The sequence below is a fragment of the Paenibacillus sp. FSL H7-0357 genome (assembly GCF_000758525.1).
GTDB lineage: Bacteria > Bacillota > Bacilli > Paenibacillales > Paenibacillaceae > Paenibacillus_AQ.
Window position 1 is genome coordinate 6,075,628 of the sequence record NZ_CP009241.1, and the last position, 13,817, is coordinate 6,089,444.

Consider the following 13,817-nt stretch of genomic DNA (forward strand, 5'->3'; position numbering starts at 1 on the left):
TGAATCTTAGAATAATGCGCTGTCAGGCTCGACCTTGCGCACAATAAAGTTCACCACAAGCACCAGAATCAGCCCGAACAAGGATTGGTAGAAGCCAACAGCGGCTCCCATGGAGAAGTTGAATTGCCCCACCAATGAGCGGAAGACATAAGTATCAATGATATCCGTCTGCGGATACAGCACGGAATTCGTCCCGATCAGATTATAGAACAGGTCAAAGGAGCCTTTGAGAATCCCGCCCATTCCGAACAGCAGAAGCAGAATAAAGGTTGGCTTCAGAATCGGCAAGGTCATGTAGCGGATCCGTTGCCAGGTAGTAGCACCGTCCATATAAGCAGCTTCATACAAATCATGGTTGATCCCTGTTATGGCTGCCAGATAGATAATCATGCCGTATCCGGTACTGGCCCAGATTTTGAAGGCGACAATAATGTATTTCCAAATGCCTGCATCGGAGTAGAACTCGTGGCGGTCCAGCCCGGCGCCGGCCAACATCGTATTGATAAAACCGGAGTTAAAATTGAATAGGTTGTAAGCAAATACCCCCACGATAACCATTGAAATAAAGTTCGGCAGGAGAATCACCGACTGGGAGATCTTCTTGAACCATTTGCCCGTTATCTCCGACAGCATAATGGCAAACACAATTTGAATGATATTCCCCAAGACAAGGAAAGCCACATTGTACAGCAGGGTATTCTTGGTGATATTCCAGAGATCACCATTTTGAACCAGGAATTCGAAGTTCTTCAGGCCGATAAAATGGCTTCCGAAGATCCCCTTGTTAAGTTTGTAATCCACAAATGCGACATAAGCTCCAGGCATTACCGCATAGTGGAAGATCAGGAAATACAAAAGCACGGGCAGCAGCATAAGGAAAAGAACTTTGTTCTTCATCAATTCCCGGCCGATATTTCCACCAGTTCGCATAATTCTTGCCAATAGGCCCACCTCCAATTTGAACGATGCATTCACACCAATGGAATAAATTCAGACGCCTCTCAATCACGATAAAAGGTATACTGAAAGGTATAGAAACGTTTCCATCATTTTTTTGGAACTCCCCTTGCGAAGAGCATACTCTTAAAATGTATGCGCTGTCAATTGAATTTTTTTTCGAATTTCAAGTACATTAATTATATATACGGTCCTAAATGTTTCGAAACAATAATTATTTCAAAGATGATTGACATTTTTTAGCCACGAGACTAATATCGAGGTATACCTAACATGGAAACGTTTCTATTATCTTTTTTGGTGAAAATGCATGCCCTTGATGACATTTGATTTGAACTCCCCTATCCGTTCAATTTCATGTCCTATCCATGTAGTGGAAAGCGAGGGTTCTTATGATTTTCAGACCACAATCCAACATGATTACCTTTACACTCGATGAATCCAAGTACACGTTCTTGCCAACAGGCGACATCTTCGAATTCTCCAATGGGCCATTCCTCATTAATCAGTTCCAGGGCAATTCTATGGATGGTTCGGCCAATAATATTTATCTTCGCGTGCATACAGCACAAGGCATTGAAAGCTATCCCTTGCTGGGAATCCGCTCCCGCTCCAAACTATTGTACAATCACGAAAGACTTATTTACCAAGGCCGGATAGAGGCTATTGATTACCGTGTTACATTCTCCCCTGCCGCTGATGGCATTTGGTTCTGGCATATCCAGCTCTCCGGAAACGGGGAAACGGTTGATGTCATTTATGGACAGGATCTCGGTGTCGCTGAAAAAGGCGGCGTGCTGTCCAATGAGCTGTATATGAGCCAGTACCTGGATCACAGCATTTGGGAGGGTCCTAACGGTTACGCCGTATGCTCGCGCCAAAACCAGCCTCAGGGCATAGCTTTCCCCTATCTGCAGCAAGGTGTGCTTCAAACCAAAGCCGTCGGCTATTCAACGGATGGCACGCAGTTTTTTGGCTTATCTTATAAAGCCCTGGATGTTCCTCAAGTACTGGAAAGCGGCCTTCCGAATCAAAATGTTCAATATGAGCTGGCTTATACCGGTCTGCAAACAGAGCAAATGAAGCTGGCTGGAACCGTTGATTTTGCCTTCTACGGCCTGTTCTGCCAGACTCATCCCGCCGTAGTAACGTCTCTTGAGTTTGGGTCCCGGCTCCAGGAAGCTTATGCCTCCATAGACTGGAACCTGAGCGACGCTGTACAAGAGGGAGAAACGGTCACGCTCAGTGCTGAAATCGGGGGTCCTTATGTCTCTCCGCAGTGGTCACAAGCCGAGATTGATGCCGCGTTCCCTGAGCGGAAGCTCGAGGAATACGAGGATGGTAAACTGTTGTCCTTCTTTACTAATGACCACGTCCATGTCGTGCTGCAGCCTAAGGAACTGCTCGTTGAACGCCCGCACGGACATATCATTACCACCCTGATGGATGACACACAGGTCAATAACAAGCTGATTACGTCCACCAATTACATGTACGGTATTTTCAACGGTCAGACGGTGGCGGGCAATACTTCTTTCCATAAGCTTCTCTCCACGCCGCGCGGCCTGCTCAATATTCTCAAGAACACAGGACAGCGCATTTATATCCGCCAGGATGGCGTCTACCGGATTCTTACGCTGCCGGCCGCTTATGAGATGGGTGTGAATTTTGCCAAATGGCATTACAAGCTGGAGGATGATACGTTAACGATCACCACCTTTACTGCCGCCAATCAACCGGATATTGTGCTTCAGGTACAATCAAAGCTCGGAAAATCCTACGATTACCTGATTACCAACCAGCTGGTTATAGGCGAGCATGAATTCCAGCATCCGGTGAGAGTCAGCGCTGCAGACGGAATTATCCGCATTCAACCAGATGAGGACGCTTGGCGGAACCATCCTTATCCCGGCCTGCATTATGACATTCAATTACCTGATACCGCTTTCAATTTCAGTGACGACCGGATATTCTTTGAAGACGGCAAGCCGCGCAACGGTACGCTGCTTACCCTTTCCGTAGAGCAGTCCTCAAGCTTCCAGCTAGTCATGCAAGGAAGGCTGGAGGACAAGGAAAGTTTGCCGCTGGCTCCTTACAGCTTTGAAGCTGAAGTAACATTGTACAGAGAATTCTACGAAGCGTTCAGTTCCCGTTTCTGCTTACAGATCGAGGGTGCCGAACAGGTGCAGATTGATAAATTGAACGAAACCGCATGGTGGTATACGCATAATGCAATGGTCCATTTTATTGTGCCGCACGGACTTGAACAGCCAGGCGGAGCCGCATGGGGCACGCGGGATGTATGTCAGGGGCCGATGGAATATTTCCTGATGACCCAGCATTATGAATTGGCCAGAAATGTTCTTTTGGAGATTTTTGCCCACCAGCTGTGGGAGAGCCGGGAGTGGCCGCAATGGTTTATGTTCGACCAGCACCCTGTCCAATCCCCTGAATGGCATGGCGATGTCGTGCTTTGGCCGCTTAAATGCATTGCCGACTATGTAATGGCTACCGGGGACAGCTCTATTTTCCAAGAAAAGGTAGTCTATCACTATCTGGCAGATGCCCTGCCTACCCGGGAGTCGGAATCCGTGCTGGAGCATGTCAAGGCAGCTGTGGACACAATCTGCAAGCGCTTCCTGCCTGGAACAGCCCTCATCTCCTATGCCGGCGGTGACTGGGATGATACCCTGCAGCCTGCCGATGAAGCGCTAAAGACCAAGCTGGTCAGCGCCTGGACCGTTGCCTTGGCATTCCAGGTCATCCGTAATCTGTCGCAGGTCACTGGATTCGACCCTGAGTTCTCAAAGTCGCTTGCTGAAATGGCAGAACGGATGAAGGTCTCTTTCCAGACGTTGCTCATTAAAGATGAGGTTATTGCCGGCTTCGCTTACTTCAAAGACGCCGAAACCATCGAATACATGCTGCATCCGCTGGACCAAAATACCGGAATACAGTATCGCCTGCTGCCGATGACACGCAGCATCATTGCCGAACTGGTGGACCCTGCACAAGCGGATATGAATCTGCGCCTGATTGATGAGCATCTCAAATGTCCGGATGGCGTACGCCTGATGGACCGCCCTGCCCGCTATGAAGGCGGCGTAAGCACCATTTTCCGGCGTGCCGAGCAGGCCGCCAATGTCGGCCGTGAAATCAGCCTGCAATACGTGCATGCCCATATTCGTTATCTTGAGGCGGCAGCTAAACTCGGAGATGCCGAGCGTGCCTGGGAAGGGCTGTTCCAAATCAATCCGATCAATATCCGCGAGAGCGTGCCCAATGCGAAAATCCGCCAGAGCAATATGTATTTCAGCAGCTCGGACGGAGATTTCCCGGACCGCTACAGCTATCACAAGAATTTCGAACAGCTGCGCACCGGCAGCGTCCAAGTGAAAGGCGGCTGGCGGCTATATTCCAGCGGACCCGGCATTTACCTGAATCAGCTCATCTCGGGCATTCTGGGAATCCGCTTCACGGCAGACAGCCTGATTATTGATCCGGTTCTTCCGGCCAGTCTGGACGGTCTGCGCTTCACTTATCAATGCTTCGGCCGCACCTTACAATTTGTTTATCATATCGGATCGGGTTCCACCCGCACACCGGAACTACGTTCGGAGGGCAATGCCGTTGCCGGCCAAATCCTGTCCAATCCGTATCGCCCGGGTGCGCTAAGCATTCCTGCAAGCACTGTGCTTGCGCTGCCTGACGAAGAACTGCATATCTATTTATCCCAATAACTTTCAATGCGCTCGATGAAGAAGGAGTCTGCCATGACTAAACCGTTTATCCAAGAGCTTGTGAATGAAATGACACTGGACGAAAAACTGGCCCAATTAACCCAGCTTGGTCCTTACTATTGGGGCCTGGACGATACCGTTGATTTGACGGGTCCGTTCAAGGAGCTCAAAATTAAGCCACATGCCATTGAGAATATCGGAAGCGTTCTGAACGGCGTTGGAGCCCGGAATGCCATCGAAATGCAGACCCGCCATATGCAAAAAAGCCGCCAGAAGATTCCGCTGCTCTTTATGGCGGATGTCATCCACGGCTACCGGACCATTCTGCCCATTCCTCTGGCGCTGGGCTGCAGCTTCGATCTGGAAGCCTGTGAACGCTTTGCCGAGCTCGCTGCCAAAGAAAGCGCGGCTGCCGGGATTCATGTCACTTTCTCACCGATGACCGATCTCGTCCGCGATCCGCGCTGGGGCCGTGTCATGGAAACATCCGGTGAGGACCCTTATCTGAACGCCCGCGTCACCGAAAGTATGGTGCGCGGCTATCAGGGCAAAGACCTGAAGGAAAAAGGACGCATAGCCGCCTGTGTCAAGCATTTTGCCGGCTATGGTGCGCCTGAAGGCGGCCGGGAATACAATACGGTCGATATGTCCTCCGGTGTATTGCGTGAATTCTATCTGCCTGCCTACAAGGCCGCGGTCGATGCCGGTGTAGCTATGGTAATGGCCGCATTCAATACGGTAGACCGTATTCCGGCAACCGGAAATGAACAGCTTCTGCGCGGGATTCTGCGGGAAGAATGGGGATTCAATGGTGTTACCATCGCTGACTTCAATTCCGTCAATGAGCTGATCCCCCACGGGGCTGCAGTGGATGGCCGCGAAGCTGCAGAGAAAAGTCTGGCTGCCGGTCTTGATATCGAGATGATGTCCACCCACTATCTCCATCATGCCGCAGACCTGATTGAACAAGGCCGGCTTGATGTCGCTTTGATCGACGAAGCGGTTATCCGCGTACTGGAGCTTAAGGACGCACTGGGTTTGTTTGAAAATCCGTTCAAGGATGCGGATCCGCAAGTGGATGAGGCAACCGAACCTAATGCGGAGCATTTGCAGACGGCACGCGAGCTTGGCGCAAGCTCGGTTGTGCTGCTGAAAAATGACAATGAAGCTTTGCCGCTCAAGCGGGGGATGAAAATCGGCCTGGCCGGTCCTTTCGCCACATCCATACATGTGCTGGGCGGCTGGGCCGGAACGGAAAAGGATCCGGCGGTCTCGCTCTACACAGGACTTTCCCGGAAAACCTCAGCCGGGGATATCCTTACGGCAATGACCGGCGAGCTGGGGAGTATGCTGGAGGGTGTATTTGATGTAGAGGACGGGATAGAAGAAGCGTTTCACCGCTTGAAGGATTGCGATGTGATCCTTGCTGCAGTGGGCGAGAACCAGCAGGATACCGGAGAAGGCGGCAGCAAAACCAACCTGCGCCTGTCTCCTAATCAGGAGAAGCTGATCTGGCGCCTGAAGGACACCGGCAAAAAGATAGTGACCATTGTATTCAGCGGCCGGCCACTGGAGCTGAAGCCTGTGCTGGATGCCAGCGATGCTTTGCTCCAAGCCTGGTTCCTCGGCTCGGAGTCAGGGAACTCACTGGCAGATGTACTGTTCGGGGACTACAATCCTTCCGGGCGTTTATCCATGAGCTTCCCCTACACTGTGGGCCAGATTCCGGTTTATTACAATGCTTATTCAACAGGACGTCCCTATGATCCCATGTATCCGCAAGTACGTTATGTAACCCGGTATTTAGACTGCCCCAATGACCCGCTCTTCTGCTTCGGCTATGGCCTGAGCTATTCTGATTTTGCTTACAGCAGCTTCAAGGTTGAAGCCGCTGACAAGCTTGTAGCCTCTATTGAGGTAGAGAATACCTCGGACATCGAAGGTAAAGAAACCGTTCAGCTCTATATTCACGATGTCAGCGCAAGCGTTGTGCGTCCGGTCAAAGAGCTTAAGGGTTTCCGGCAGCTTTCATTGGCAGCGCATGAGAAGCAGGTGGTTTCCTTTGAAATCACCAGAGACATGTTAATGTTCTATGGCAAGGACGATCAGCTTGTCTTCGAGCCTGGTGAATTTGATATAATGATCGGCCGAAACTCAGGAGATCATTTCACCCGGCGTATCCATATCGACTGATTTTGGCCAGAGAGGGGAATTTCCAAATGAAACGCCATTTATCATTCCAGAATGATGGAACCTTTAAAATTGTGCAATTTACCGATCTACATTGGATGGATGGAAGAGCCGAGGATCAGCGTACCCGTAAACTCATGGAGCGTATTATAGAAGCGGAGCAGCCTGATCTTATCGTTTTTACAGGGGATTTGATTTACACGGGTCCCGTTCCAGCGGAAGAAAAAGAATGTGAGAACCCTCAGGAAGCTTTCCGGGAGGCTGTCGCTGCTGTTGAACAAACCGGCATTCCCTGGGCCTTTGTATTTGGCAACCATGATACAGAAACCCGCATTTCCCGTGATGAACTGATGCAGGTAGCCTTGGAGCATCCTCACACGCTGGCTGAGGCCGGACCTGCGGAGCTTGCCGGTACAGGCAATTATACACTTGAAATTGAGGGGCCCAATGGCAGCTCCGCTGCAGTTCTTTATTTTCTGGACTCCGGCAGTTATTCCGGTCTTGAGCAGGTACCAGGCTACAATTGGATCCAGCGGAATCAGCTTAACTGGCTGACAGCAGAATCGGCACGGCTGAATCCGCAAGCACATGAGGATAAGCTGCCTGCACTCGCATTCTTTCATATCCCGGTTCCCGAGTACCAGGAGGTATGGTCTACCCGGATCTGCTATGGTCACCGATTCGAGCGCGTCTGTTCTGCTCCTGTTAATTCCGGATTATTTGCGACTTTGCTGGAAATGGGCGATGTGCTGGGCACCTTTTGCGGACATGACCATATCAACGACTTTGTTGGCAGCCTGCATGGCATACGCCTCTGTTACGGGCGGGCCTCAGGCTACAATACTTATGGAAAAGAAGGCTTTAAGCGGGGTGCCCGCGTGATAAAACTAACCCTGGGCGAAAAGAATTTTGATACTTGGCTCCGTCTTGAAGACGGCTCCACCGTACTGGAACAGCCCGTTCATGAGCCGGATAACGTAACCGTACACTAATCTTCCAAACTGGAATTGTTCGGCTCTAATAATCAGTCACCCGCTCTTGGAACGAGACTTCCCCGCATGATTGGCGGCGGTCTCGTTCTTTTTTCATTTACATAACACCAAATCAATGATTGACACACCATAACGGCAATGTTAGCATATAACAAAATAATTCAAGTTATAATTCCTCACACAATGTTAACATTACATCTCTCTTGTATAAGCTCGATAATTTGGATTGAGCGTATCTACAGGCAACCGTAAATTGCCCCAGGCTACAAGAGGCAACGCAAGACCGAAGGGAACCAAGGCTGAGAACCGCATTATTATTATGCACTCTCCTATGGTGACGTTTGTCTTGCATGTGCCTCTTGTCATCCGGGGTTTTTTGATATTCATGTTAAGGACTTATTCAGATTAAAGGGAGTGAAGGCGATGAGCGCATCCTATGCACGGTTAAGCGAGTCCATCAGCAAGGCCAAGAATGTGAGGATTTATAAAAACAAGGATACCGCCTATGATTTCAAGCTGTACCCTTTCGGAGAACGGGGCACCTATATTGATCCCGGGCTGATTAGTGAAATCACTGATAATCTGGCAGACAGTGTTACGCAGCAATTCCCTGCATTTGATTATATCGTATCGCCTGAACCCGGCGGACACACTTGGGGGATGCTGGCCGCCTACAAGCTGATGAAACCGATGAACATCCTGCGGCTCAGCACCGAGCTGTACGACAATTATGAGGTGTGCATCAAGCGGGAGACCGCTTATAACGAGAACTATATTTATTTTGACGGTTTCAAGGCCGGGGATCGGGTACTTATACTTGATGATGTCATCAGCTCGGGGGCGACTATCCGCTCCATCGCCGACCAAATGGCTGATATGGGCGTGCATTTAGTCGGGGTACAGGCGATTCTGGCCAAAGGCGAACACTACAAGGCGCTGGAAGCAGACTATGGCATACCGGTACGGGTGCTGTCTAAGGTATAAAGTGTTATAGAAGCTGATTTCAACTTATATAAATAACTTATTTAAGGGAGTGAAGATCGTATGGCTTTTTATTATGAACAGCCTTCAAGAACGTTCAGCGAATTTCTGCTTGTTCCGAACCTGACCACCAAGGATTGTATCCCGGGTAATGTCGATCTTAGAACCCCTGTAACGAAATTCCGCAAGGGTGAAGCGCCAGCGCTTACGATGAACCTTCCGGTAACCTCCGCCGTGATGCAGGCCGTTTCCGACCACAACATGGCTATCGCTCTGGCCAAAAGCGGAGGAATCTCCTTCATCTATGGCTCCCAGTCTGTGGAACAGCAGGTTGATATGGTGCGCAGAGTCAAGAAATTCAAGGCAGGCTTTGTCCTCAGCGACTCCAATCTGCGCCCGGAGGATACCCTGCAGGATGTGCTGGCCCTAAAAGCGCGCAGTGGCCACTCCACCATCGCCATCACGGACAACGGCGAGCCAACCGGCAAGCTGATGGGCATTGTCACCAGCCGTGATTACCGCGAGAACCGCCTGCCGCCGGAATGCCCGATTACGGAATTCATGACTCCTCTCTCCGCTTTGATCTACGCCGCAGAAGGCATCACTTTAACGGAAGCCAATGATATGATCTGGGACCATAAGCTGAACTGTCTTCCGATCGTGAACAGCAGCGGCCATCTCGTCTACCTGGTCTTCCGCAAGGACTACGACAGCCATCAGGAATATCCGCTGGAGCTGCATGACAGCAATAAACAGCTCATCGTCGGTGCCGGCATCAACTCCCGGGATTACAAGGAGCGGGTTCCGGCGCTGGTCGAAGCAGGAGCAGATGTGCTCTGCATCGATTCCTCCGATGGTTATTCGGAATGGCAGGCAGAGACCATCCATTATATTAAGGATACTTTTGGGGAATCGGTAAAGGTGGGTGCCGGGAATGTCGTGGATAAAGAGGGATTCCTCTACCTCGTTGAAGCAGGGGCGGACTTCGTCAAAGTCGGCATCGGCGGCGGCTCCATCTGCATCACCCGGGAACAAAAAGGTATCGGCAGAGGGCAAGCCTCCTCCGTCATTGAAGTGGCCGCGGCCCGCCAGGAATACTACGAACAGACCGGAATTTATGTCCCGATCTGCTCCGACGGCGGCATCGTCCACGATTACCATATCGTCCTTGCCTTAGCCATGGGTGCAGACTTCGTGATGCTGGGCCGCTATTTCGCCAGATTCGATGAAAGCCCTGGCCGCAAGCTGCTGGTCGGCGGGAACTTTGTCAAAGAATATTGGGGTGAGGGCTCCAGCCGGGCCCGCAACTGGCAAAGATACGACTTCGGCAACGCCGATAAAGAAAGCAAACTTGAATTCGAGGAAGGTGTCGATTCCTTCATCCCTTATGCCGGCAGACTCAAAGACAACCTGGATCTCAGCATCAGCAAAATCAAATCGACCATGTGCAACTGCGGCGCTTTAACCATTCCCGGGCTGCAGCAGCATGCCAAAATCACCCTCGTTTCCTCCACAACTATTTACGAAGGGGGGGCACATGATGTTATGCTAAAGGAAAAAGACAGAACATCCTGATCATTGGCAGCCTGTGAACACAGAAAGGTTGCTGCGGCGGGATCGTTCTGATTCATAAGGAGCCCACACAATGACGTCATTACAAAAGGTTCTGGTCACCAAAACAGAGCTGCAGCAGAGAGTCCAGGAGCTTGGAGCAGACATATCACGGGATTACGAAGGAAAGGAGCTGGTGCTCATCGGCATCCTCAAGGGAGCAGCCGTATTTATGGCTGACCTGATGCGCGAGATCACCCTCCCCATCGGCATGGATTACATGTCCGTATCCAGCTATGGCGCCAGCTCTACCTCAAGCGGCGTCATCACCGTCAAAAAAGACATCGACACCGACATCCGCGGCAAACATGTCCTCCTCGTCGAGGACATGATCGACACCGGCCTGACCCTGCAGCATCTCAAGCAGCTCTTTGCTCTCCGTGAGGCCGCTAGTGTCCGCATCTGCACCATCCTCAGCAAGCCCTCCCGCCGCCTTGCCGACATCCCCATCGACTACTGCGGCATCGAAATCCCCGATGAATTCGTCGTCGGTTACGGATTGGACTATGCCGAACAATTCCGGAATCTGCCGGAGGTTTGGATTGTGCAGACGGGCGAATAGGGGGCAGCAAAAAGAGCCGGAACTTTTTAAGTGCCGGCTCTTTTTGCTGTAATGGGTTCATAAGGCTTTATTGGACCTGGTGACGCTTAAAGGCGCGCCCGACAAAGGGGATGCATACCGCGCTTATAACAACATAAACAACAATCCTCATAGTGATAATATCTACGGTCAAGCCCCGTTCGCTCCCAGCAGGCCATACACTCCTGGTTTCATCTTTATCGCCATTTGATCGACCGCTGTTTTGCATCCATTGTTTGGATTGAGTTTTTCTTTTGTCTGTTATTTTCATTGCCTAACAACTTCTCCCACCCGCTTGTACGTTGAAAGCAGAGGGATAAAAAAGCAAATACGGCATATCCGAGTATACCTCCCAAGAGGTTCAGAATTATATCATCAATGTCTGCGGAGGCTCCGATAAAATATTGCGAAAATTCGATACAAAAGCTCCAGAAAAAAATCACCAACACAGTTCTCCCAAAGGCTCGCGCCCATGAAAATACACTTGGCACAAAAAATCCACAGGGGATAAACATGATGATATTAGCATAGACCTGCACAATCGCTTTATCCGGCGACATTCCCCCTGACTCATTTAACCAGCGTAAAGGGATCAGATTCAAGTGATGTTGCGCCGGATGAAATGCTTCTTCTCCCCATGCTGAAATTATGGTGGCGTACAACACTATAAAACTGCACGCAGCAAATAACAAAAAGCACAACTGCCGGATTACATTTACCCGTCTCCTCAACAAAAAGAATACCGGCAAATATAAGATGGCGAGAGCCCCAATGATAATGCCCCCTATTATAAAGTAACCCAGTAAATCATTCATAGTGACCTCCATGTGAAGTGAGCGGTATCTTTACGCTAAATACGGTTTTCCCATTTTCACTCTGCATCCCGATCTGCCCCTCATGCCGCATTATTATTTCTTTGGCAATGGCCAGGCCCAAGCCTGCACCTCCCGTATTCGTTGAACGGGCATCATCCAATCGGTAGAACTTATCAAAGATACTGTTTTGCTTATCAGGCGGTATGGTTTGCCCGGTGTTCGTAAAGGTAATGTTGGCCATACCCTCATGGGCTTTTGCCGCCACCTCAATCGTGCTGTTATCGTCACTGTATGCAACGGCATTTTTCAAAATGTTATTAAAAACCCGCGCCAGCTTATCTGCATCACCATAAACGGTTATCGTATCCTCGGCGTCAATAACCATCTTTTTTCCGGCAGTCGTGAGCGAGGGATAAAATTCATCCGGCATTTGTATCAGCATATAAGAGATGTCAACGTTCTGTTTGTTGAGCTGGAGCGTTTGCTGGTTATACCTTTCGACTTCAAAAAAATCATGGATAAGACGCTCCAAATGATACGCCTTATCCAAAGTGATTTTCATATATTTCTCTTGTTGCTCCTTCGGCATATCGGAAGCTTCGTTAAGTAAACTCAAATATCCAATGACGGAAGTAAGCGGCGTTTTTATATCATGAGCCAGATACATGACCAAATCTCTTTTGTTCTGCTCTGCCACCTGTACTTCCAGTTCACGTTTTTTGAGGGTTTGCTTCACAAAAATCAGTTTCTGCTCCATTGAGGACATCTCCGGTGATAGCGTAATATCTGCTTCATCCTTAATTAAGGCATCCATTCCTGCATTGACTTCATTAAAATATTTTGTAAACCAGGATAAAGAAAAATAGAAAAAAATAAGAAAAAAGACCGATATCGCTATCAGCATTATGATTTCCCAATGATCACGGAAAGTACTTTCGTAAATCGAAAGGGCATCGCTATATTCGTAACCAAAAACATGTTGTAATAACAGAACGCCTCCCTCACCCAGTCGTCCTCGAACTAGTAAATATAGAATATCCACTGCGATGATAGCAAGAATTATCAAAATCAGCATTCGAATGAATACTTTCATCCTTAACTTTGCATAGTTCATCTGAATATGGGTTTTACTTTTCAATTTTATACCCCACCCCCCATATCGTTCGGATCCATTTCGGATTATCCACCGAATCATTCATTTTTTCGCGCAAATGCCTGATATGAACAGTGATGGTATTATTATTTTTATTGTAATATTCATCGCCCCAAATCACGTGAAATAATTGTTCCGAGCTGATGACTTTGCCTTTATTCTCACAAAGGACCCGTAAGATTGAAAATTCTGTAGGTGTAAGAGATAACTGTTTTTCGTTCAGCCAGCACTCATGGGTGTTCACATCCAGAACCAGGCCGGAATAGGCTATGACCGTTTCATCAGGCACTGGCATGGACTTGTATTTCTTATATCTGCGCAATTGCGCCTTTACCCGCGCGACCATCTCAAGCGGACGAAACGGTTTGGTAATATAATCGTCTGCCCCCATCGTAAGGCCAGTAATCTGGTCTGTTTCTTCATCCTTAGCCGTAAGCATTATAATAGGAAAATTATGATTTTCCCGAATGCGCTGGCAGATGGTAAAACCGTTAATATCCGGAAGCATAACATCCAGAATTGCTAAATCCACATGTTCATTCTCAATATACTTGAGGGCATCCTGCCCATTATAAAACTTATGAACATTGAAATTTTCATTTCTTAAGTAGATTTCGATCAGATCGGTGATGGCCTGCTCATCATCCACCACCAGAATATTATCAGTCACTGTGGGATCACCTGCCTTCACTGCATGAAATATACTTATTGTACCAGAAAACGGAAAGGGCTTATGTTGTTTTTTTCTTGTTTAATTCTTAAGATAATCCTAAGGTTAGCTGAATTCCCCACATAAAG

At 49.0% G+C, this 13,817-nt stretch carries 10 protein-coding genes and 1 riboswitch; of the genes, 6 read left to right on the plus strand and 4 right to left on the minus strand.

Features of this window, described 5'->3' with window-relative positions:
• Positions 1–6 precede the first annotated feature (6 nt).
• Positions 7–951, minus strand: a complete 945-nt coding sequence (locus tag H70357_RS26855) for an ABC transporter permease (protein ID WP_306080849.1) — start codon at positions 949–951, stop codon at positions 7–9.
• Between the two features lie 398 nt (positions 952–1,349).
• Here H70357_RS26855 and H70357_RS26860 point away from each other — a divergent pair, with 398 nt between their 5' ends.
• From H70357_RS26860 to hpt, 6 genes are all read left to right on the plus strand, one after another.
• Entirely contained in the window at positions 1,350–4,697 is a 3,348-nt protein-coding gene (locus tag H70357_RS26860) for a GH36-type glycosyl hydrolase domain-containing protein (RefSeq protein ID WP_052092267.1), read from the plus strand.
• A gap of 33 nt (positions 4,698–4,730) precedes the next feature.
• Entirely contained in the window at positions 4,731–6,890 is a 2,160-nt protein-coding gene (gene bglX, locus H70357_RS26865; protein ID WP_038595745.1) for a beta-glucosidase BglX, read from the plus strand.
• A gap of 26 nt (positions 6,891–6,916) precedes the next feature.
• Positions 6,917–7,879 (plus strand): metallophosphoesterase family protein, encoded by a 963-nt coding sequence (locus H70357_RS26870; protein ID WP_038595746.1) that lies wholly within the window; start codon positions 6,917–6,919, stop codon positions 7,877–7,879.
• 183 nt (positions 7,880–8,062) lie between these two features.
• Positions 8,063–8,165: riboswitch (purine riboswitch) on the plus strand.
• 137 nt (positions 8,166–8,302) lie between these two features.
• On the plus strand, positions 8,303–8,863 hold the full coding sequence (locus H70357_RS26875; RefSeq protein WP_038595749.1) for a phosphoribosyltransferase: 561 nt from the start codon (positions 8,303–8,305) through the stop codon (positions 8,861–8,863).
• Between the two features lie 60 nt (positions 8,864–8,923).
• A complete protein-coding gene (locus H70357_RS26880) occupies positions 8,924–10,435 on the plus strand; it encodes an IMP dehydrogenase (protein ID WP_038595752.1) in 1,512 nt (503 codons plus the stop codon).
• Positions 10,436–10,505: 70 nt separating this feature from the next.
• Positions 10,506–11,033 (plus strand): hypoxanthine phosphoribosyltransferase, encoded by a 528-nt coding sequence (gene hpt / locus H70357_RS26885; protein WP_038595755.1) that lies wholly within the window; start codon positions 10,506–10,508, stop codon positions 11,031–11,033.
• Positions 11,034–11,248: 215 nt separating this feature from the next.
• Here hpt and H70357_RS26890 read toward each other — a convergent pair whose 3' ends face one another.
• The 3 genes from H70357_RS26890 to vanR are packed head-to-tail and all read right to left on the minus strand — an operon-like array spanning position 11,249 to position 13,689.
• The gene (locus H70357_RS26890; RefSeq protein ID WP_052092268.1) at positions 11,249–11,866 is read right to left on the minus strand and encodes a VanZ family protein; all 618 of its coding nucleotides are present in this window, start codon (positions 11,864–11,866) and stop codon (positions 11,249–11,251) included.
• A complete protein-coding gene (locus H70357_RS26895) occupies positions 11,859–13,061 on the minus strand; it encodes a sensor histidine kinase (RefSeq protein ID WP_231578322.1) in 1,203 nt (400 codons plus the stop codon). Before H70357_RS26895 ends, H70357_RS26890 begins: the two co-directional genes overlap by 8 nt.
• Positions 12,994–13,689: a VanR-ABDEGLN family response regulator transcription factor gene (gene vanR / locus H70357_RS26900; RefSeq protein ID WP_038595760.1), complete on the minus strand. Its 696-nt coding sequence runs from the start codon at positions 13,687–13,689 to the stop codon at positions 12,994–12,996. The genes H70357_RS26895 and vanR overlap by 68 nt, the downstream gene beginning before the upstream one ends.
• Positions 13,690–13,817: the final 128 nt, after the last annotated feature.